At 52.3% G+C, this 22185-nt stretch carries 18 protein-coding genes and 1 tRNA gene; 7 read left to right on the plus strand and 12 right to left on the minus strand.

Annotated elements, in window-relative coordinates; translation table 11 throughout:
• The first annotated feature begins 181 nt into the window (after positions 1-181).
• Positions 182-985, plus strand: coding sequence for a 2,5-didehydrogluconate reductase DkgB (gene dkgB / locus AACS80_RS23020; RefSeq protein WP_130209759.1), 804 nt, complete (start codon positions 182-184; stop codon positions 983-985).
• On the opposite strand, the gene yafC is transcribed toward dkgB, so the two are convergent.
• The gene (yafC, locus tag AACS80_RS23025) at positions 982-1896 is read right to left on the minus strand and encodes a DNA-binding transcriptional regulator YafC (protein ID WP_000648583.1); all 915 of its coding nucleotides are present in this window, start codon (positions 1894-1896) and stop codon (positions 982-984) included. The two genes, dkgB and yafC, sit on opposite strands and share 4 nt — an antisense overlap.
• A gap of 240 nt (positions 1897-2136) precedes the next feature.
• Between yafC and AACS80_RS23030 the strand changes: the two genes are divergently transcribed.
• Positions 2137-2937, plus strand: a complete 801-nt coding sequence (locus AACS80_RS23030; protein ID WP_089628352.1) for an endonuclease/exonuclease/phosphatase family protein — start codon at positions 2137-2139, stop codon at positions 2935-2937.
• A 77-nt stretch (positions 2938-3014) separates the two neighbouring features.
• A complete protein-coding gene (locus tag AACS80_RS23035) occupies positions 3015-3785 on the plus strand; it encodes a class I SAM-dependent methyltransferase (protein WP_135409492.1) in 771 nt (256 codons plus the stop codon).
• A gap of 47 nt (positions 3786-3832) precedes the next feature.
• Here the strand turns inward: AACS80_RS23035 and mltD are convergent, their stop codons facing one another.
• Both mltD and gloB read right to left on the minus strand, forming a co-directional pair.
• Positions 3833-5191, minus strand: coding sequence for a murein transglycosylase D (mltD, locus tag AACS80_RS23040; RefSeq protein WP_131162114.1), 1359 nt, complete (start codon positions 5189-5191; stop codon positions 3833-3835).
• A gap of 71 nt (positions 5192-5262) precedes the next feature.
• Positions 5263-6018, minus strand: coding sequence for a hydroxyacylglutathione hydrolase (gene gloB, locus AACS80_RS23045; RefSeq protein WP_130209751.1), 756 nt, complete (start codon positions 6016-6018; stop codon positions 5263-5265).
• Between the two features lie 33 nt (positions 6019-6051).
• Between gloB and AACS80_RS23050 the strand changes: the two genes are divergently transcribed.
• A complete protein-coding gene (locus AACS80_RS23050; protein WP_135409494.1) occupies positions 6052-6774 on the plus strand; it encodes a class I SAM-dependent methyltransferase in 723 nt (240 codons plus the stop codon).
• Here the strand turns inward: AACS80_RS23050 and rnhA are convergent.
• Positions 6771-7238: a ribonuclease HI gene (gene rnhA, locus AACS80_RS23055; protein WP_138184017.1), complete on the minus strand. Its 468-nt coding sequence runs from the start codon at positions 7236-7238 to the stop codon at positions 6771-6773. The two genes, AACS80_RS23050 and rnhA, sit on opposite strands and share 4 nt — an antisense overlap.
• Before the next feature lie 64 nt (positions 7239-7302).
• On the opposite strand from rnhA, the gene dnaQ reads away from it, so the two are divergent.
• The 3 genes from dnaQ to AACS80_RS23070 all read left to right on the plus strand — a co-directional run bounded on the left by dnaQ (position 7303) and on the right by AACS80_RS23070 (position 9357).
• Positions 7303-8034 (plus strand): DNA polymerase III subunit epsilon, encoded by a 732-nt coding sequence (gene dnaQ, locus AACS80_RS23060; RefSeq protein WP_135409495.1) that lies wholly within the window; start codon positions 7303-7305, stop codon positions 8032-8034.
• A gap of 132 nt (positions 8035-8166) precedes the next feature.
• Positions 8167-8243: transfer RNA gene (locus tag AACS80_RS23065), tRNA-Asp, on the plus strand.
• A gap of 328 nt (positions 8244-8571) precedes the next feature.
• Positions 8572-9357, plus strand: coding sequence for a hypothetical protein (locus tag AACS80_RS23070; protein WP_138184018.1), 786 nt, complete (start codon positions 8572-8574; stop codon positions 9355-9357).
• A gap of 341 nt (positions 9358-9698) precedes the next feature.
• On the opposite strand, the gene AACS80_RS23075 is transcribed toward AACS80_RS23070, so the two are convergent.
• From AACS80_RS23075 to tssK, 8 genes are all read right to left on the minus strand, one after another.
• Entirely contained in the window at positions 9699-10178 is a 480-nt protein-coding gene (locus AACS80_RS23075; protein ID WP_086217961.1) for an Hcp family type VI secretion system effector, read from the minus strand.
• Between the two features lie 16 nt (positions 10179-10194).
• Positions 10195-11553: a VasL domain-containing protein gene (locus AACS80_RS23080; protein ID WP_135409496.1), complete on the minus strand. Its 1359-nt coding sequence runs from the start codon at positions 11551-11553 to the stop codon at positions 10195-10197.
• A gap of 10 nt (positions 11554-11563) precedes the next feature.
• On the minus strand, positions 11564-15001 hold the full coding sequence (gene tssM, locus AACS80_RS23085; RefSeq protein WP_135409509.1) for a type VI secretion system membrane subunit TssM: 3438 nt from the start codon (positions 14999-15001) through the stop codon (positions 11564-11566).
• Between the two features lie 109 nt (positions 15002-15110).
• Positions 15111-16553 carry a type VI secretion system protein TssA gene (gene tssA, locus AACS80_RS23090; RefSeq protein ID WP_135409497.1) on the minus strand — a complete coding sequence of 481 codons (1443 nt, stop codon included), beginning with the start codon at positions 16551-16553 and terminating at the stop codon, positions 15111-15113.
• Between the two features lie 4 nt (positions 16554-16557).
• On the minus strand, positions 16558-17301 hold the full coding sequence (gene vasI / locus AACS80_RS23095) for a type VI secretion system-associated protein VasI (RefSeq protein WP_135409498.1): 744 nt from the start codon (positions 17299-17301) through the stop codon (positions 16558-16560).
• A complete protein-coding gene (tssH, locus tag AACS80_RS23100) occupies positions 17298-20051 on the minus strand; it encodes a type VI secretion system ATPase TssH (protein ID WP_135409499.1) in 2754 nt (917 codons plus the stop codon). The genes vasI and tssH overlap by 4 nt, the downstream gene beginning before the upstream one ends.
• 9 nt (positions 20052-20060) lie before the next feature.
• Positions 20061-20792 carry a type IVB secretion system protein IcmH/DotU gene (gene icmH, locus AACS80_RS23105; RefSeq protein ID WP_240727074.1) on the minus strand — a complete coding sequence of 244 codons (732 nt, stop codon included), beginning with the start codon at positions 20790-20792 and terminating at the stop codon, positions 20061-20063.
• 46 nt (positions 20793-20838) lie between these two features.
• Positions 20839-22185, minus strand: a complete 1347-nt coding sequence (gene tssK / locus AACS80_RS23110) for a type VI secretion system baseplate subunit TssK (RefSeq protein WP_135409500.1) — start codon at positions 22183-22185, stop codon at positions 20839-20841.

Raw genomic sequence — 22185 nt, forward strand, 5'->3', positions numbered from 1 at the left:
AGTCCCGTCCGTTCCGCCACTTATTAAGAAGCCTCGAGTTAACGCTCGAGGTTTTTTTTCATTTGTATTTCTATTTTTGCTAAAATCGCAAAAATCCTCTGCGTTTTCCGCCCTTTTTCCGCAACAGTCTAAAGCCCATAATCACCTTAGTTAACGAAAATAGCATTAAAAGAGGCATATTATGGCTATCCCTGCATTTGGTTTAGGTACTTTCCGTCTCAAAGACGACGTTGTTATTTCATCTGTGAAAACGGCGCTAGAACTTGGCTATCGCGCAATTGATACCGCACAAATCTATGATAACGAAGCTGCAGTAGGTCAGGCGATTGCAGAAAGTGGCGTGCCACGTCATGAACTCTACATCACCACTAAAATCTGGATTGAAAATCTCAGCAAAGATAAATTGATCCCGAGTCTGAAAGAGAGCCTGCAAAAATTGCGTACCGATTATGTTGATCTGACGCTAATCCACTGGCCGTCACCAAACGATGAAGTCTCTGTTGAAGAGTTTATGCAGGCGCTGCTGGAAGCCAAAAAACAAGGGCTGACGCGTGAGATCGGTATTTCCAACTTCACGATCCCGCTGATGGAAAAAGCGATTGCTGCTGTTGGCGCTAAGAACATCGCTACCAACCAGATTGAACTCTCTCCTTATCTGCAAAACCGTAAAGTGGTTGATTGGGCCAAACAGCACGGCATTCATATCACTTCCTATATGACGCTGGCTTATGGTAAGGCACTGAAAGATGAGGTTATTGCTCGTATTGCAGCTAAACACAATGCGACCCCGGCACAAGTGATTCTGACGTGGGCGATGGGGGAAGGTTACTCCGTAATTCCTTCTTCTACTAAACGTGAAAACCTGGAGAGTAATCTTAAGGCACAAAATTTACAGCTTGATGCCGAAGATAAAAAAGCGATCGCCGCACTGGATTGCAACGACCGCCTGGTTAGCCCGGAAGGTCTGGCTCCTGAATGGGATTAAGCCTCTCTGACAGCTCCTCCGGGAGCTGTTTTTACATGCTCGCTAAGGAAATCGATAAAAGCCCGGATGCGCGTACTTACCGCACGGTCGCTGTAATAGACTGCACTGAATGGCATTTCCACTGGCAACACTTTATCTGCCATTAACTCCACCAATTCTCCGCGAGCGATTTCTCTGTCGATCATGTAGTCGGACAAACACGCAATCCCGTTGCCACTCAGGCAAAGCTGTTTCAGTGTTTCCCCACTATTGGATGACAAACCGTACTTCACCTCATGTAATTGCCCATCACTACAGGCTATCGGCCAGGTATTGAGGGAAGCGGGTTCAGTGAAGCCCAGGCAAACATGTTGCTTTAAATCGTCGATCGTTTCTGGCTTACCGTAGCGGGAAATATAATCAGGGGAGGCGATAATTTTTCGATAACTGTTAAATAACGGCCTGGCACGTAAGCTGGAATCCGTTAACGTACCGGCGCGTATCGCGACATCCACTTTTCTTTCGATCAAATTAATAATCGTTTCGGAGGAGACTAGCGATAAAGTGACTTCCGGATAGCGTTCACGGAAAGGCTTAATCAACGGCATCAGAAAGTGCAGCACCACTGGCGTCGCGGCATCGATCCGTAACAGTCCACGCGGTGTATTACGCGTCTCCATAATTTCTGATTCTGCCGCTGCCATCTCCTGCAAAATTGACTGTACGCGACGAAAATAACGTTCGCCTTCTTCCGTCAGGCTAAGTTGTCGCGTGGTGCGATTAAGCAAGCTAACGCCGAGTTTCATTTCCAGCTTCTTGACTGCCCGGCTTACCGCAGAGTTCGCTTGCCCTAATTGTTCGGCCGCCCGGCTAAAGCTGCCGCTTTCGACAACCGAAACAAAAATAGCGAGTTCTTCCGACGTAGCTTTCATTTTTGCCTCTGTCGCAAAATATAAGAGTGATTGTGGATTTATTTGTCATTAAACCATTCAGATAGGTGATATGTCATCCGATTTAATGATCTCTATAAAGACTAAAATTCAGCCTGGTGTAAGTACTTGCTTACATAACAATCTACAATTGCTCGTTGAAAGAGTGAGCTAAAATCCCTATAACAGTAGAACCCTCCTGAATGCGGAAGGGGTGACGTAATAGAGGTTTCAAAGTCAAAAGTGCGAAAAAATACCTATGCCATGCGCTATGTTGCCGGACAACCTGCGGAAAGGATTTTACCGCCGGGGTCTTTTGCGAGCATTGGCCAGGCATTACCCCCCGGGGAACCGTTAAGTACCGAAGAGCGTATTCGGATCCTGGTGTGGAACATATACAAACAACAACGTGCTGAATGGTTGTCGGTACTGAAAAACTACGGCAAAGATGCACATCTGGTTTTATTACAGGAAGCGCAAACAACGCCAGAGTTAGTACAGTTTGCGACTGCTAACTATCTTGCAGCTGATCAGGTACCCGCTTTCGTGCTGCCGCAGCATCCTTCCGGTGTAATGACCCTTTCGGCGGCGCATCCCATTTATTGCTGTCCGTTACGTGAACGTGAACCTATTTTACGTCTGGCAAAATCAGCACTGGTGACGGTCTACCCATTACCTGACACTCGTCTGTTGATGGTCGTCAATATTCACGCCGTCAACTTTAGTCTTGGCGTAGATGTTTACAGTAAGCAGTTACTTCCTATTGGCGATCAGATTGCCCATCACAGCGGCCCGGTCATTATGGCGGGAGATTTCAATGCCTGGAGCCGTAGAAGGATGAACGCGTTATATCGCTTTGCGCGGGAAATGTCGCTGCGCCAGGTGCGTTTTACCGATGATCAGCGCCGTCGGGCGTTTGGTCGCCCGCTCGATTTTGTTTTCTACCGTGGTCTTAACGTCAGCGAAGCTTCTGTACTGGTTACGCGCGCTTCCGATCACAATCCGCTACTCGTTGAATTCAGTCCCGGCAAGCCTGATAAATAAGGTATGTCAGGTCTGCCACAGGGCAGACCAACGTTTGGCGCTGCCCTTTTATACTCAAACAACAAAAGGACAGCGCAATGACAATACAATCCCACCATGACCACGTAGAAAAGCAGTTTAGCTCGCAGGCCAGTGAGTATTTAACCAGTACCGTACATGCATCCGGGCGAGATTTACAGCGCCTGGCGGTGCGTCTGGCTGATTATCCTGATGCAAATGTACTTGATATGGGCTGCGGAGCAGGGCATGCCAGCTTTGTCGCTGCGCAAAACGTGAGCGCGGTGGTGGCGTATGACTTATCTGCCCAAATGCTGGATGTCGTGGCACAAGCTGCCGAAGCCCGGCACCTGAAAAATATCACCACCCGCCAGGGATATGCCGAAAGTCTGCCATTTGCCGATAACGCATTTGATATTGTTATCAGCCGTTATTCTGCCCATCACTGGCATGATGTTGGTGCAGCACTGCGTGAAGTGAATCGGATATTGAAACCCAGCGGTAGGCTGATTGTGATGGACGTAATGTCTCCGGGTCACCCAGTGCGCGACATCTGGTTACAGACGGTAGAAGCATTACGCGATACCTCTCACGTACGAAACTACGCCAGCGGTGAGTGGTTGACGTTAATCAATGAAGCCAATCTGATAGTTGATAATTTAATTACAGATAAGTTACCGCTGGAATTTTCTTCATGGGTCGCCAGAATGCGTACGCCAGAAGCGTTAGTAGACGCTATTCGCATTTACCAACAGAGCGCATCGACAGAGGTGAAAACGTATTTTTCCTTGCAGAATGATGGCTCTTTCACCAGTGATATCATCATGGTAGAAGCACATAAAGCGGCATAAATAAAAAAGGCACCGGGGGAATCGGTGCCTTTTTATTATCTGGTTTATCAGGAATCTGGCATGTTGCTGTTTTTCACAAACAACGTCAGCTTATCGCCTGGTTGCAGATTCGCAGTGTCGCTGTTCCAGCGCATCACATCTTTGATGTTCACGCCGTGGCGTTTAGCAATGCTTGAAAGCGAATCGCCTTTGCGCACACGATACGTAATGCTATCGCTGTTGTTTGCCAGCCGCTGTGCGCTACTACCTGCGCCAATCGTCAAACTTTGGCCTGGTTTCAGCTTAGATCCGCGCAGTTTGTTCCACTGCTGCAAATCTTTGGTGCTTACGCCGAGACGTGAAGCGATACTTGAAAGCGTGTCGCCAGAACGAACGGTGTAAACACGGCTGTTAAGCGGCGTATTGTCGGCAACCAGTGTCGACTGTACGGCAGCAATTTCGCCGGAAGCCAGAGATTCACGCAGTTGATCTGCATGCTTCTTTGGCACCATCACGTACTGCGGGCCACTTGCGCCCAGCGTGGAGCCTTTCACGCCAGCGTTGAATGTCTTCAGCTTGCTGACGGAAATTCCCGCCATATCTGCAACCTTCGCCATATCAACCGGGCTACTCAGGTGTACACGCGCCAGAGCACGGCTTTCATCGGTCGTCGGCAGACGTACACCATAACGTTTGCTGTTTTTGAGAATATCGCTCAATGCCAGCATTTTAGGCACGTACTGCTTCGTTTCCTGCGGCAACGGTAACGACCAAAAGTCCGTGGATTTCCCACGTGCTTTGTTCGTTTTAATTGCCTTCATGACCCGACCTTCGCCGCTATTATAAGCCGCTACGGTCAAAAGCCAGTCGCCGTCAAACATCTTGTTCAGACGTTGCATCATGTTCAGCGCGGCTGTCGTTGAAGCAACAACATCGCGACGCGCGTCATAATTGCGAGTCTGTTTCAAACCATAATTGCGCCCCGTGCTCGGAATGATCTGCCAGATGCCTGCGGCATTGGCGCCAGACGTCGCGTGAGGATCAAAAGCGCTCTCCACTATGGGTAGTAGTACCAGTTCCATAGGCATGTTACGTTTTTTAACTTGCCCGGCTATCCAGTACATATACGGCTCTGCCCGTAAAGTTACATCGTGGAGATAGCTCTTATTGCGTAAATATTTCTGTTTCTGTTCGCGAATCCGGTCATTTTCCGGAATTCCCATCTTTAGCTCGTCGCCAATGAAAGCCCACAAGTCACCATCTGGCGCGATAGACGTCCCATCGTCCATCCATCGTGCCTGACTTGTAAACTTTGCTGCTTCCCCTTGACCAGCTGCAGAAAGGCTCTGTGCGTGCTGTTGGACGTTACCGGTACTCTGGCAACCCACGAGCAGGACAGAGGCGAGTAATATCGCTTTTGCCTTCATGTGTGTGTCAATAGTTGCTTAAAAGACGACCGATCATAACGGCGAACGAAGCCGATGACAAGAAAGTTTTATCAGAATCTATCTTTCTTTGACCTTAACCAGGCAAAACGTTCCTCAGGTTGTTGCAATAATGTTTCTTTATTAATTACATTAATTAAATCAATATCTTCTGTTCTTAAAAAAACATTAATTTTCCGCTCATTTTTCAGAATTACGGGGAGTGTAATTTGATTTTTTGCCCGTAACTCAATAACTTTACGATAATAATCATTTATGGACAAATCGTGCGGAAGAATACTCAAGGCAAACTTCATATTTGATAAAGTATATTCATGAGCACAACATACCAGTGTATCGTCAGGTAGAGCACTTAATTTTTTAAGTGATTGATACATTTGAGAAGCTGTACCTTCAAATAATCGCCCGCAGCCACCAGAGAAAAGAGTATCACCGCAAAATAGATAAGGATTGCTGAAGTAACAGATGTGTCCTAAAGTGTGACCTGGTGTAGCAATTACACTAAATTCATGCCCCAAAACGAAGGCAGTATCACCATCTTTGACTACCTGCGTTGTTCCCTTATCTTGTGTCTCTTGTGGACCGTAGACCACAATTTGCGGAAACTTTTCCACCAGTTCTTTTACGCCGCCAACATGATCGTGGTGATGGTGGGTGAGAAATATGGCCTCCGGTTGCCAGTTATTGGCGGCAATGGCCTTTACTACCGGCTCCGCTTCTCCAGGATCGACAATCAGGCAACGGCCTGCTTCATCATTCAAAACCCAGATGTAATTGTCATCAAAGGCAGGAATACTGTTAAGATTCATATATTACCTCTCAGTGTGAAACGGAAGGTTGTGATGAAACCGGCAAGGAACCCTCAAACAGTCGTGGCTCCTGATTGCTGGGGCGATTTGCCCTGGGGAGAGCTTTATCGCAAGGCGCTGGAGCGCCAGCTCAACCCATGGTTCACGAAAATGTATGGTTTTCATCTGCTTAAGATTGGCAATTTAAGCGCAGAAATCAATTGCGAAGCGTGCGCGGTTTCTCATCAAGTGAATGTTTCTGCGCAAGGAATGCCCGTACAGGTGCAGGCGGACCCACTTCATCTTCCTTTTGCCGATAAATCCGTCGATGTTTGTCTATTGGCGCATACGTTGCCATGGTGCACCGATCCGCATCGTTTGTTGCGTGAAGCTGATCGGGTATTGATTGATGATGGCTGGCTGGTCATTAGTGGCTTCAATCCCATCAGTTTAATGGGATTACGCAAACTTGTGCCGGTCTTGCGAAAAACATCGCCTTATAACAGCCGGATGTTTACCCTGATGCGGCAACTGGACTGGCTCTCTTTGTTGAATTTTGAAGTGCTACACGCCAGCCGTTTCCACGTTCTTCCGTGGAATAAACATGGTGGAAAACTATTGAGCGCGCATATTCCTGCGCTTGGTTGCTTACAACTTATCGTTGCCCGGAAACGGACTATTCCTTTAACGCTCAACCCGATGAAACAGAGTAAAAACAAGCCACGAATTCGCCAGGCGGTTGGCGCCACCCGGCAATGTCGTAAACCACAGGCTTAAACTTCGACTTGATATCCCGTATCTTCCAGTATGGGATTCATCGCCGCGGCACGAGCCAGTTCATCGCAACGTTCGTTTTCTGGATGACCGGCATGGCCTTTAACCCATTCCCATTTGATTTGATGCTGCCCCAACGCGGCATCAAGACGTTGCCAGAGATCGACATTTTTTACTGGTTTTTTGTCTGCTGTTTTCCAGCCACGTTTTTTCCAGTTATGGATCCACTGGGTGATCCCCTGGCGGACATACTGGCTGTCGGTACTCAGAATGACTTCACAGTGTTCTTTTAACGCTTCCAGCGCGACAATAGCGGCCATCAACTCCATACGGTTGTTGGTGGTGCGGGTGTAGCCAGCGCTAAAGGTTTTTTCGCGTCCACGATAGCGTAAAATAGCACCGTAACCCCCAGGTCCTGGATTACCCAGACACGAACCATCGGTGAAAATTTCTACCTGTTTAAGCATCTCTGGTAGACTTCCTGTAATTGAATCGAACTGTAAAACGACAAGTCTGACATAAATGACCGCTATGAGCACTGCAATTACACGCCAGATCGTTCTCGATACCGAAACCACCGGTATGAACCAGATTGGCGCGCACTATGAAGGCCACAAGATCATTGAGATTGGTGCCGTTGAAGTGGTGAACCGTCGCCTGACGGGTAATAACTTCCATGTTTATCTCAAACCCGATCGGCTGGTGGATCCGGAAGCCTTTGGCGTACATGGTATTGCCGATGAGTTTTTGCTCGATAAGCCCACGTTTGCCGAGGTAGCCGATGAGTTCATGGACTATATTCGCGGCGCGGAGCTGGTGATCCATAACGCAGCGTTTGATATCGGCTTTATGGACTACGAGTTTTCGTTGCTTAAGCGCGATATTCCGAAGACGAATACCTTCTGTAAGGTCACCGATAGCCTTGCGGTGGCGAGGAAAATGTTTCCCGGTAAGCGCAACAGCCTCGATGCGTTATGCGCCCGCTATGAAATAGATAACAGTAAACGAACGCTGCACGGGGCATTACTCGATGCCCAGATCCTTGCGGAAGTTTATCTGGCGATGACCGGTGGTCAAACGTCGATGGCTTTTGCGATGGAAGGAGAGACACAACAGCAGCAAGGTGAAGCAACAATTCAGCGCATTGTACGTCAGGCAAGTAAGTTACGCGTTGTTTTTGCGACAGATGAAGAGCTTGCAGCACATGAAGCTCGTCTCGATCTAGTGCAGGAGAAGGGCGGAAGCTGCCTCTGGCGGGCATAAATACCTGTGAAAGGCGCTAAAAATAGCGAGTTGGGCGATTTTTGCAGCAAACGATTCAAAAGATGAGAAAAATCGTTGACGAAGGCCGAGGCAATCCGTAATATTCGCCTCGTTCCCAAAGGAACACAACACGGAGCGGTAGTTCAGTCGGTTAGAATACCTGCCTGTCACGCAGGGGGTCGCGGGTTCGAGTCCCGTCCGTTCCGCCAAATTTACTCATGAAGATGAGTTCAGAAAACCGCAAAATTTTTAATTTTGCGGTTTTTTTGTATTTAAACTCCACTATTTCTTCGTTCAGTTATTTTGTTATGCTGTAAATGTGTTAATCATATATGGTTGACCATTCATTAATATTTAATAATACTAGCGAATCATTCAATTTAAATATATTTCCACATTATAATTTTTATTTTTCTATTGATTTAATGAATTGATATTTAATATTATTTTTGTTTGTTCTGATTCAAGTGGAGTATATAATTAACAGTCGTTAGCTAAACATTACCATGATTATGACAGACGAGGGAGTGTCCGATTATGAATTCAAAAAAGGTTTGTTGTATATGTGTATTATTCTCGCTGCTTGCAGGATGTGTCTCTGAATCTCCTATTGATGAAAAGAAGAAAAAAGCTCAAACCACACAAAGTAATCTTAATAAAAACGCTCCCCAGCAACTAACAGACAAAGACTTATTTGGTAATGAAACCACACTAGCCGTATCCGAGGAAGATATTCAAACTGCGCTTGAAGGAGATGAGTTTCGTGTACCTCTCAATTCTCCCGTAATAGTCGTTCAGTCTGGCAGTCGTGCACCGGAAACCATCATGCAGGAGGAAATGAGAAAATATTATACAGTTGCCACATTTTCTGGCATTCCTGACAGGCAAAAGCCTGTAACCTGTAATAAAGACAAAAACAAAGATGAAAGCCAGGATGTTGTAGATGCTGAAAATATGAACTGGATGCAGGCATTACGTTTTGTGGCGGCAAAAGGCCATCAGAAAGCGATTATTGTTTACCAGGATACGTTGCAGACAGGAAAATATGACTCTGGATTGAAATCAATAATTTGGTCAGATTATAAAAATCAAAAATTGACTGACACGATGTCACTGCGTTATTTGGTTCGATTCACGCTGGTGGATGTGGCTACAGGGGAGTGGGCTACCTGGTCGCCGATGAATTATGAATCGAAAGTGATTTTTCCGCAGATAGGGAATAAAAATTCCGACAGCCTTGATGTGGCAGAACAGCAGGTTTCACAACTTAAGCAGAAAACGTACGCAGCAGTGGTTAAAGATCTGGTGAATCGCTATCAGTAGTAAGGTTTTATACCAGACGTTTTAATGGTACTTAGCAAGAAAGAGCATTTTTTCTATTTTACAGTCTGGATCAGGTCTGCTAATTAATTTTACATATATATTTTTTCAGGAGTAGTAAAAAAACTGTCCTAAAATCATTTATTGTCCTCTCAACATATAAGCTGTAGTTCGAGTTTTCGGTTGAACTGTCAAAAATACATCATATAAATCTATAAAAACAGTAGATACGGTTAATTAAGAATTTTTATTCGCAATTAACCGTACTTTGTTATTTTATCCTATAATATTAAGTTGCCTTTTTAAAATATAACAATAATGCAGATGAAAGACTCCCTGGTAACTTAGAAAATCCGTTCACTCCAAAGGCTGTATGCACTGGTTCCGGCGACGCTGTGCTCCCAGTTGATGCTCTCATAGGTAAATGACACAGACTCTTCCGGCTGCCCAGGACTGTCGTTAATGGTATGTGGAACGGTAAGTCCGATGTTTGAGATCCGGGCGTTAGTCAGTTTCAGCTTGTAGTACGGTTCATTAATACCAAAGCGATTGGTGCGGTAGAATACAAAATCACAGGTCAGACATTCATTCTCTGAAATGGCCTTGCCCAGCAGAGGGGAGGATTTGTCCACCGGTTTCGTAATGGTCAGCTCCTGATGGTTGACGTTCTGCGCGCGGCTCAGACCATGGGACAGTGACGTCACCATGATCTGATCCTGATGTGCAATCTGGGCTTTGTTACCGATGGACGGCATTGACGAGCACCCAGATGAAATCAGCCCCTGGAGTTCTCCGTTTAGTGTCAGATAGACGGGATTTGCCATTGTTATTCCCCTTAACTCAATGAGTCGGATGGACAGGTTCGGTTCTGTTATCCTTTGCCAAATCCTGTCCGGTATTTTTCAGCAGCAGCCAGCGGCTTAACAGCCCGTTCAGCCGTTCGTTGATCTCTTTTTCTAGCGCCTGTGTGTCCTGCTTCTGCGCGCGGGTTTCCTGGTACTGTGTCAGCAGGTATTCCAGCGGTGTTTCCTGGTTAAGTAACCGTTCTGCCTGCCAGGTCACCGTTTTGATATAAGAGAGGGTGAACCCCTGTTTCTCCGTCTCCTTTTTCATCATCAGATCTGCAAAATCCCGCAAATTCTGCCGTGCCTGTTGCCAGCCCTTCATTTGTGGACTGGCTTGCGCCCGGTTTCTCAGCGTGGTGCTCCACATCCTGCTGGCTTCCTGCTGTTGCAGGCTTTCCGGCCAGAGGGTGTCTGCGGTGCGCATCATCTGCATTCCGGTTTCCAGCGGCTGTAGCGGTGGAGTATTCAGAAGCTGTTGCAGGTATTGTTCATATTCTTTCAGTACCGGTGATGCCAGCCAGACGGTGGCTGCTCCCTGTGTGGTATCCCTGACCTGTGTAAGCTGCCGCTGCATCGGGTACGCCTGCCACCACCAGAGTGCAGCAGCGATAACGGCAGTACAGGCGGCACCGGCAACAAAACCTTTTACCGTGTCGCCCTGTTTTGCTTTGTCGGCGTTATCTGCCACACCGCGCACCTCCACCCGCATTTCCGGCAGGTCGGATAGGGGGGGCATGGTTTCCGCTGTGGCGGAAGCCGTACCTTCAGGCGCATAGACCAGCGTTCTGACCATGGTCTGTGCCGCCGTATCAGTACGGTTTCCGGGCTGCGGCTCAAGCCGCTTGCGTGTGTTCTGCACAAAATAAAGCAGATTTTCCACGCGCGGCTGGCGCTTCAGTTCCACCTGCTGGAGTTTGTCGCAGATAAGCTGTAAAGCCCGTTCCGTGCGGTAGAGCAACGGCAGATCGTCTTCGGAAAAAGACACCTGCTGACGCAGGATATTGCCGGTGCGGGTGTTGAACCAGTCCAGCATCTCCGTTCGCGCCGGGCCACCCAGCGGCCAGAATTTATCCCATTCGTGATTGATCATCGCCGCCAGCAGTTCCGCTCCCTCACAGAACCCTGCCAGTCCCTGATTACGGGTACGCGCCAGCGTATAGTAGGTGGCGGTATGCAAATCCACCCCGTTGGCCTTAAAAATCGACAGCGCCAGCGATTCCACCAGTTTCCAGTTCAGCTCCGGCTGTGACGGGTGGTTAGCCTTGTTAATTTCTTCGCGGATGGCGCTGAACTCCGGCAGGGAGCGCGGATCGCTGCCGGTAACGATAGTTTGTGTCAGTGCGTTGTTGCTCATCACTATTCCCTTAATACAACGTATCCGGTAAACGGAACTGGCTGAACAGACCGCCGGTGAATGGGTTATCTTCGGTATCCACATGCACCCGGTAAACCATTGCGCCGCCGTCCACGTTAAAGCGCACGTTAAAGGTGTCACTGGTCACGTTGGTCAACTGGCCCGCGCCGAACAGGCGGAACTGCGCCCACGGTCCACTGAAAGCGATACTGCGCGGTGCTCCACCGCTGGTGCCAACCAGCGTCAGCTTGCTTTCATTGCCTTCACGCATGTTGTTTGGCCAGACCAGATGGGCGGTGTAGTTGCGTCCCTGGCTGTAGTCCACTAACTGGCCGTCCAGGTTAAGTACGCTGCGCCGCTTATTGCCGGAAAGCGATACGGTTTCCACGGCAAACTGTGCGCCCAGTCCGTTCTGCTGGCTAAAGAAGATGTCGCGGATTTTTTGCGCGGTATCCAGTTGTTGTCGGATATCTTCACGGATCAGCACTCTGCCGTCGTCGCCAAAGGTCAGATCGTTTTCAAGGAACAGGCGCAGGTTGTCCTTATAGAAATTGTCCAGAATGCCATCCGGTTTAAAGAAACGTTCAAACGCATCCAGTGAGGCATCCTGTGGGGCGCGTGGATTGAACGGATAGTTATCGGCAAGCTGTTCGTTGAAGGGTTTCACTACATTGTCGCGCCAGTCCACTTCCATGTAATGAACGGCTTCCACCATCACTACATGCCAGGCCTGATCCGCCAACTTGCCCACCCAGCGGTTAAGAGGCGCAGGCAGGGTTTTTGCCATCTGGCGGGTAGCGAAGATTGGATCGCTGCTGTTTTGATCCAGCCGTAGCTGTACTGCTTTCAGCGCCGATTTCCCAGGCACTGGCGAGTTCTGGATCGCCAGCAGGTAACGGTGCAGCTCGGTCAGTTGCTGGTATACGGCCTGTAGCGTACTCGCCTTGTCTTTTTGCTCCTCCAGTGCGCTGTTTTCCGACGCGAACTCATGTCCCAGCCGGGATAACAGGCGGTAATCCATCTCATTTATCGCTGCTTCCCTCGACTTATCGTCCAGTTTGCCGGAGATCGTCAGCGCGTGTGTATTATCGCGCAGCGCTGTCAGCGCACGCTGGAATGGCTGATCGCCGCTGATAATCTGCTCCAGCGCGTCGGTTAGCTCCGGCATGGTTTCATAGTCACGGACGTTGAGATTATCCATTCCGGCACGCCATGTAGCGGTATAGTCACTGAGGTACTGTTCAGTGATATGGTGCTGGATCTCTTCACGGTCGGCCTCGCTGTAGGCGACGCTTTGCGTCAGGTTCAGCACCCACGAATCCAGTGCGGTCAACTCAACGAGACCGTCGTGTTGTTTGATAAAATAGCTTTGGAGGCCATAGCGGGTGAGAAACTGCGGGATCACCAGTTTTTCATCATTACCGGCGACGAACACGTTGTCGAAGGTGGGACCAACCTGGTCGCGCAAATTCAAATCGGCGGGCAACACGCTTAATGCTTTGGTGCGAAGGGTCTGGTAGACACGCTGGTATATGGGTAGCTTGCTCAGTTCATGTTGCGCATTAATGATCGGTTTATCATAGGGTGTCCAGCGGCTGACAGCATCGCTGTCGCCGCTCTGGCGCTGCGCGTGCCAGTCCGTGTGCTCCAGCGCATAGTCCAGATGAGCCATCAGTTGAGTCTGAATATCACGCTGACCGTGAAATTCATTGCTCCAGCGCCGCGCCATGTATTGTTTTACCGCCTCGTTGTTGCGCCCGCTTTTGTCTTCCATCATGCGCACTACGCGCAGTACAGCGAGCTTTTCTTCGCTCTCTGGCGGGGCATTGTTCAGATCCCGGATCAGGCCGTTCATTAACGAGGGGAGATAACGCTGCTCAAGAAGCTGAATGTAGGTTTGCTCCACATACGGCCCTACGCGGACGCCCTGGTACAATCCCATATCCGCCAGAAAACCGTGATCGCGGTAATCACCATAGGCCAGGGTGGCATCGCGTACCGGGTTAAGCAACGGCAATTGCAGATTGCCGAATTCATCCGTTCCCTGCGGTGGTGGTACGTCCATAAAGGCTTTAGCCTGTGCCAGTACGTTAACGCCGGACTGCCAGTTCTGGTTGTAATAATGATGCCAGCCACCGACCAGTAATGCGGCCAACGCTGCGCCACAAGCGGAAAAACTGGTCAGCCTACGACGGGAGCTACCCAGCCAGACGCTGTTTTCACTCGCAAGGTTTGGCTCGGCCAACAGAACTTCAGGGAAGAGGCGGCGGGTGAAATAGGGCGTCGTCTCTACCAGAGGCCAGGTTGCCAGCGAGCTGTTACCCAGCCCATACTGACGGGCGGCGGACTGCGTGAAAATATCATCCACTTGGCCGCGCTGTAGCGAGGATGTGAGCCAGACGCCGCGCAGCATCACGTCCATGTTCTCGCCGTCCAGCAATGCGGCGAGCAGTGAGGTGACGATTTCTCCCGTTCCCTGCATCTGACGGGAGAAACTGAATACGGCGCTGCGCAGTGCAGCACCTGTCTGCACGAGCATCAGGTCTGACAGGGCCAGGTTCATCTGCTGCCCCCACGTCTGCCAGAAGGCGCTCAGCTCGCTGCGCCAGTCATCGTTTTCATGGGCGCGGCGGGTAAACGTGACGCCGAGGATCGCATCGCGGTCTTTTTTATCCAGCGAATGGAACAGCGCGGCAAAGCCGGTCAGCAGATCCAGCCGGGTCAGCACCACATAAACGGGCAACCGGCAGTGCAGGCACTGGCGGATCTCCTGAAGTTGCTGACGCAGATTTTGCACCAGTGCTTCGCGGCGGGGTTTATCCGCCGTCAGCAGATCGGGAAGATCGAGCGTCAGGATCAGGCCGTTGAGCGGCTGGCGTGCGCGCGTTTGCATCAGCCAGCCCAGCCAGTGTTCGCGCAGGCGGCGGTGGAGCAGATCATCCCCGCCGGGGGAGGTCAGTACGCCGTCAACATCGAAAATCACCGCCTGGTTGCCCACTCGCGGTGTGATCAGCGGATGGTATTCCATACCCCGGATGCTTTCCGGCGTGTAAATAATGTCAGACGGAAAGCCCTCGCGCAGCAGCGTGCTTTTGCCGCTACCGGCAGGACCAATGACCATATACCATGGCAACTGCCACAGATAACGGCGGTTATCCAGATGGCGGCGCAGGCGCAGTAGCCAGTGATCCAGATATTGTTGCTGGTGGTGGAGTTCCACCGTCAGTGGATCTTTTTCTTCCTCGCGCTGTTGTTTCTGTTGTTTTTCCAGCTTTTGCAGACGCTTCATCACCCGCCAGGTGAGCCAGATCAGAGCGATAAGCCCCCAGACGGCGGTCGCCAGCCAGCGGTTTGCCAGCGGAGCCAGCCAGTGCTGTTCATAGAGCGTCCATTTCGGACCCTGCCACCAGATCCACACCAGCAGAAAAATCCATGCCAGCGCCAGCAGCCAGGCGGCGGAAACCTTAAACCGGGGCATCGCTGGCCTGAGAGCAGATCTCAGCGTGCTGAACAGTCGGGATGTCGGAAATCTGAACACAGTAACTCCTTGTTATCTTTTACTGTTCTGCCGTGAATTTTTGTTCCAGCGCTTCCAGCAGGGACGGCTCCCATTCGGACAGCATCATTTGCAACCCTGTTCTGAAGAGCATCCGGTACTGCTGTTGTGCAAGCTGAACCATACCGGCCTCTTCCAGTAACTGCGCGCCGAAAAACTGGCGGTGAAACTGGTTGCGGGGATCACCTTCTGGCAGGTTTTCCAGGTACCGCAGCGCGGCTTCAAGCCCGTTTTCATCGAAGCACGCCCTGGCCGTCTGTAATTCTTCATCGGTCTGTACAACCGGGGCGGTCTGGTTGGCTGAGCCGGATGATGCCAGCCACTGTTTCGTTTGTTCCGAAACAAACGGAGTGCGGTCGTTAAACAACAGGTTGAGCAGTGCGGGCAGTCGGGCCAGAAAACCGGTAACTTCATCACGGATAGCCTCCGCTACCTGTTTATAACCGAGGCGCAGCGCGGTCTGTGCTGAGAGGTAATGGCCGTCCAGCCAGTACGGGGCCAGCAGCAGGCTTTTTTCCACCTGTTGCCACAGCGCCATGTCGGCATTGTTCAGCCGCGCAAGATAGTCATCCATCATATCGGCAGGGAAGGCTGCCAGTGGGGTTCGCCCGTCGCTTTCGGCCTGCGGGGTACTTGTGATGGTCTGCCACAGTGCATGGCGGCGCAGGCGGTAGCCCTGCGGTGACTCCGGCTGGCGCTCACAGAGAATGGCGGCCACCTTCAGCAGGGTGTCGCGCCATGCTTTATCGTCGAGGCTGTCAACGGTGACCTGCGGGATTGGAGTGGCTGCAACAGGAGGTTGAGTGGCAACCGTGTGCGGTGACATATCCGGTACAGATCCAGTCGAGGCCTGCGGCGCAATGGCGGCGGTTCGTGCAGATGATGGTATTTCAGGCGCTACATCACGAAACGTGCGCTGAAACAGAGCAAATAAATCGTCTGTCGCCTTAGCCAGCTCAGGAGCGTTGTGCACCTGCCAGCACTGCGCCAGTTTTGCCAGTTCTCCCAGCAAAGCATCGCGCTGTGTTGTCGCAGCATTCCCGGCAAAGTCCTGAACGGTTGACTCAAAGCGTTTTATCACCTGAGCGGCAAAGCGCTTTTTGTGGGTCATGTTCTGCGGTGCGGCACATGTCCAGTAGTGCTCTGTATATTGAGCCAGAATTCTGGAGGCCAGCAGAATATCCCCGGCATGTTGCAGGGTACGCAGCAGGTGAGCCAGCAGGCGAAAATCTTTGGTTTCTGAGGCCAGAAGCATCAGGCCCCGGCGCTGAAGCTCGGGGATATCAAGCTGGCTGTGCGCCAGCGAGCCGAGCTTGACGATTTCGCTGTCGATAAACTCCCAGTCAGCATTGCCATCGTCCAGCGCGGCGGATAGCTTAGCTTCCGGTATGTTTTCCAGTAGTTGTGCAAGCCATACATCGGGATTACGTAAGTCCATTGCCATATTTTTATTCTCCCGCCCAGTGGCAGGCATCGCGCAGGGGAGCAATCTCCCTTGCCAGCCCGTCAATGTTAAAGGTCAGCTTTCCGGCGGCGTTGTCTGCGCCGGTATCCACCATCAGCGTTTTTGCGCCGAACAGTTGCTTAATTTCATCAATGCCAGATAACCCCCGGCTGGATTCCAACAAGGTACCGTTCTCACGCACAAACCAGTGGCTGCGGAATGCCCGGCTGTCGGCATTCAGGGTGACGGCGATATCATGGACATCCAGAGGGTGCATCAGCGCCACCTGCATCCGGGTGATATTGTCCACGCAACTGAACATCAGCACCGGGCGCGGCGGAACATGACCGATAGCCGGGGTGGTGATCACCACTGTCGGGCGCTCTCCTGGCACCTGCGTCACCAGTAGCCCTGTGGTATTGCCCTGGCGGCGTTTTTCCTGCTCTGTGGCGCGAGTCCAGGCTTCACCCTGGTAACGGGCTTTCACCAGTGCAGCCCCACCAAAGGCTGGCTGTTCCGGCGAAAGAATGCGGTCATAACAGTCGAGACGCTCCAGCGCCGCAGGCTCCCGCCGACAGGACTGCATGGACTGTAACGTAGCTGCCGCATCCGAGGGTGTCGCTGTAGCAGCAGCTACCGCCACACCAGCCATTGATGATGTTTCTGCGGGCGCGGCACTGGCGGGTAAGCCCGCCATCAGGCTCGCGATAAACCATCCTGTCTGCCGGAAAACGCGCAACCTGCTCATAAAACCGTTTCATCCTCTGTGACGGACTCGTCGTCCTGAGCATCTTCCACGTCTGCCGTGAACGCGCCGTCTGCCGCCGACAGGCGGATGCGGGCAATCTCCGTGTTGGCCGCCATTTTCTGCAACAGCAGCAGCGAGAGCGGCGGCAGCATGTCGCCATCGATGACCGATTCCAGCATCCTCGCGCCGTTTTCCGCGCGGGTGACGCGGCTCATGATTTCGTCCGTCACTTCCGGTTCTATAATCACTTTCGCACCAAAGCGGCTGCGCAGCACGTTATCCAGGCGGGTGAGTTTTCCGTCGATAATGGTGGCGAGCGTCTCTTTCGACAGCGGCAGGTACGGCACCACTTCCATACGCGCCAGCAGGGCAGGTTTAAAGAAATCCGCCAGCACCGGGTAGAGGGCTTCCTGCATGGTTTCCGGGTTACCGACGTGTTCGACAATCACCTGGTAGCCAAGGTTGGAGGTGAGGAAGAAGACGATGTTTTTACAGTCAATCAGGCGGCCCTCGCCGTCCGCCATCTCGCCTTTATCAAATGCCTGATAGAACAGGTTGAGCACGTCCGGGTGCGCTTTTTCCACTTCATCGAGCAGCACCACCGAGTACGGTTTCTGGCGGATGGCTTCAGTCAGCACGCCGCCTTCACCATAGCCGACATAGCCCGGAGGGGAGCCAATCAGCCGCGAGACGGTGTGTTTCTCCTGAAACTCGGACATATTGATGGTGGTGAGGTACTGGCGACCGCCGTAGAGTAACTCTGCCAGTTGCAGGACAGTCTCCGTTTTACCCACACCGCTGGGGCCAGCCAGCAGGAATGCGCCCAGCGGGCGTCCCGGACGGCGCAGGTCGGCGCGTGCGGTCAGCAGGTGTTTATGCAGGCTGGCAATCGCCAGGTCCTGGCCTTTGATGGTGTCGCCCAGCCATTTTGGCAGGTCGGTGATGACCGATATCTCATTCTGTGACAGGCGGTTAAGCGGCACGCCGGTCCATTCGGCGATTACCGCCGCAATCTGTTTTTTATCGACGTGCGGGGAGACCAGCAACCGGTCGTTATGCAGGGCGTCCAGTTCGGTAGTAAGCTGAGCCAGCCGCTGTACCGGGGAAACTGTTTCAGCGTTTTCTTCCGGCTGTGTGCTACTGGCTTCATCAGTTGGTGCGGTACCGATATTATCCTGCTCTGACTCTGGCGGCGTACCCACTACGGCATCCACATTCGGCAAAGCTGCCGCATCGTTCTCTGCCACGCCCAGCAACTGCTGGCGCAGCGCGATAATCTCCTGGACCAGCGCCTGTTGCTGATGCCAGGCGGCTTCCAGTTCGTCAAGCGCCGTCAGCGTTTCATCGTACTGCACCAGTACCTCAGTCATCCGCGATGTGTCGGTACGCAGACCGATGCGAAGCTCGCGCTCAAGCTGGCGAATTTCCGCCTCCTGCTGGTGGCTCAGGGTGGTCAGCGCCGAGATTTGTTTCGGTGGCGATGAAAGGTTGATTGCCACACGTGCGCAGGCGGTATCCAGCACATCAATTGCTTTGTCCGGCAACTGACGCCCGGAGAGATAACGCTCACTCAGGGTTGCGGCGGCCTGCAAGGCGTCATCGTCAATCAGCACGCCGTGAGACTGTTCATAGACCGCCGAAAGACCACGCAGAATAATGGTGGCTTCGGCGGCGTTGGGTTCGCTGACCTTCACCAACTGGAAGCGGCGCGACAGGGCGGCATCTTTCTCGAAGTATTTTTTGTACTCGCTCCAGGTGGTAGCAGCGATGGTTTTCAGCTCGCCGCGCGCCAGCGCCGGTTTGAGCAGGTTGGAGATATCCAGCCCGCCCTGCTGGTTGCCCGCGCCAATCAGGGTGTGCGCTTCGTCGATAAACAGAATGACCGGCACCGGAGAGGAAATGACCTCCGCCATCAGCCCCTTAAAGCGTTTTTCGAATTCGCCCTTCACCGACGCCCCGGCCTGCAATGCGCCCAAGTCAAGGGTCATGACATCGGTGTTTTTCAGCTTGTCAGGCACCAGGCCTGCCACGATGCGCAGCGCCAGCCCTTCAATCAGCGCGCTTTTACCCACGCCTGCTTCACCCACCACCACCGGGTTATTTTTACGGCGGCGGCAGAGAATGTCGATCATCAGGTCGATTTCGTGATCGCGACACAGTACCGGATCGAGCCTGCCGTTACGGGCGTCTGCGGTCATGTTTTTGGCGTAACGGGCAAGCAGGTTGTCGCCGGTTTCGGCTGTACGGGGCGCTTGCCCGTCAGCCAGAGCCACAGATTCGGCTGACTCTCTGGTCCATGCGGCGAAATCCTGCTGCAACTGGTCGCGGTTTATGGCGGTCAGCAGACGGGCTGCGACGGGGGAAATGTAGCGCAGGGGTGAATGCAACAGGGCAAGCAGCAGGACGCCGCCGCGCAGTTCGCTGTGCTGCATCTGGGCCGAGGCCAGCAGCCATGACTCCTTGAGCCATTCGACCAGCATAGGGGAGAAGCTGGGATAACCTTCGGCGGAACGTCCGCCGGGGTAACTCTCCACGGGCAGCGCCTGGCGTAAATCCTCAGCGCTGATGCCTGCGCGTTCGGCAATCACCCTTAAATCGCTGCGTGGGATAGCCAGCATCTGCAACAGTACATGGGCAACAGTGATTTCACTGGCCTGCTGGCTCATACACTCCGAGGCAGCCATTTCCAGCGCCTGTTTTGCAAAGGGGTTAAGCCGCTTTACCAGTGTGGCTAAATCAATCTGGATCATAAGATGTCCTTATCGGAGTAATTTATTGAGCTGATGCAGAATATCCTGCGTCTGGCTGTCCAGACGCAGCAGATAAAACAGATAAAATACGGCCAGCACGACAAGGCCGCCGCACAGCACATGCCTGATGGTTAGCCGCCGGATTAGCTGATAACGCCCGCCCTGTGCTTGGTTATTCTGATGAAGCAGCGGAAATGGCGCGTCGCCGCGCAGTTTGCGCAGGGCATGGTGCAGGCGTTGGTAGATCCGTTCAAATTCATCCTGTTGCTGAATGGCAACCTTGTAGCGCCCACGAAAGCCGAGTGAAAAGCAGATGTATAAAAACTCCAGCAGATCCTGGTAACGTACTGGTTCGCGGATCAGGCGTTCGAGCAAGATAAACACTTTCTCGCCACCCCAGGCTTCGTTATGAAAATGAACCAGCAGCGACTGTTTGATCCATTCGTTTTTGTTGGACCAGCCGTTGCCCAGCGCCGCTTCGTCAATAAACGTGCAGAGAATGTAGCGGAACGAAACAATGACGCCCGGCTCGTAACCCTGCTCCTGAAGTAGTTGCTCCACGGCCTGGACATCGGTAACCACCTGGGCAAACAGATGTTCCGGCATGGCCTGACTGTTCATAGTGGACAGACGCATTACCATGCCGAGTAATGGTGTGGCGGAGTCAATCATTGGATTCAGGCTGTTGCCGCGAAGGGCGAGACGGTACTGGCGTCCTGGAGTTCCGCTCTCCGGCTCCATGGGAAAAACTGACGGTTCACTCACATCGCTGATATCGCTCATTCACTTATCCCCTTATCGCCCAGAGCTGAAGGTTCAGATCGGGAAAGGTGCCGGAGATATGCAGCGCCAGCGCGCCCGCTTTTATCACGTCCTGCCAGGCTGGGGTGCCTTTTTCCAGTTCGAAGTAAACATAACCTTCATGCCAGGGCAACTGACGCGGCGCAGCGGTAAGCGTGTGCAGCGGAATACCCGGCACCTGCACGCTGACCACGCTGCGGATTTTGTCGGTAGCAGCCACTTTCGACTGCTGGATGAACTGGCGTTGTACCTGGTCGTAGGGCATCCTGGCGCGCACTGCCAGTACCAGCTTGCAGGACTGCAACAGTGTGGGATCGCTGATGGTGGCGATCCAGGTCCCCTCAGAAAAGAACAGCGGAAGATTCTGCGCTCGCGGCACCAGTACGGTATTGAGCGCACGTCGCAGTTCCGGGATCACGGTTTTGGTGAAGGTCGCGGTAAGATCCCGGTGATTATACGGCTCCACGGTGCAGGGCAGGCGATTACCTTCCGTAAAGGTCATTAGTTCTCCCAGCAGCCCCACCAGATCCCGGTAGAAGGCTTCCGGATGCAGCGTGTGCAGTTGTGAACGGTGCGTGAACTGCATTTGAGAGCGGTTAAGCATCTGCAACATCATAAATTCGGCCACATCGGCGATCCCGCTCTGTTCAGGCGAACCGATGCGCCCGGCCAGGTCGGCGGCGCGGGTGGCAAGTAGCCCCTGCACCTCGCCGGAGAATGCCCCGAGTAACCCACTGACACGGACGGCCTGAATGGTGGGAATAAAGGTGTTGTCCAGCACCAGGGCACCGGTGGCATTTTTATTGAGGATACGGCACAGGGGAATCGTCACCATCGCGCTGAGATCGTCTGCGCCGCTGACAATTCGGGGGATCAACTGCCCCAGACCGACCGGCTGTTCGTCGCCTTCGTCGGTGTGAAAATCACGGACGTGGGCATGGGTGAGGCGATAACGTTCCGTTCCCTGTCCCGCGCTGTGCAACCCCTTGATTTCATTGATCACGTCGCTGATTACAGGCAGCGCCAGATAAATATAGTGGCTCTCTTTCGATGACAGGGGGCCCGGCTGGAAAGGTTCTGGCAGCAGATCCTGGTCGGGAATACTGAATACTGTGCCGTCAGGCATACAGCCTGCCGCACGGTCAATCATAATTTTGCCCTGAGCAAGCAGTTCGGTATTGATGGAGAGTTCCGTAAAGCCCCAGAAAAAATCACCCTGTGCATCCAGACGACGGGTCAGCAGGTACTCGCAGTGACGCTGCTGTTGCTGAAAATGCTGCGGCAGGGCAAACAGCCCTTCCTGCCAGATCACCTTGTTTTTCATTGTTGCCAT

Source organism: Escherichia sp. E4385 (assembly GCF_963883145.1).
Lineage (GTDB): Bacteria > Pseudomonadota > Gammaproteobacteria > Enterobacterales > Enterobacteriaceae > Escherichia.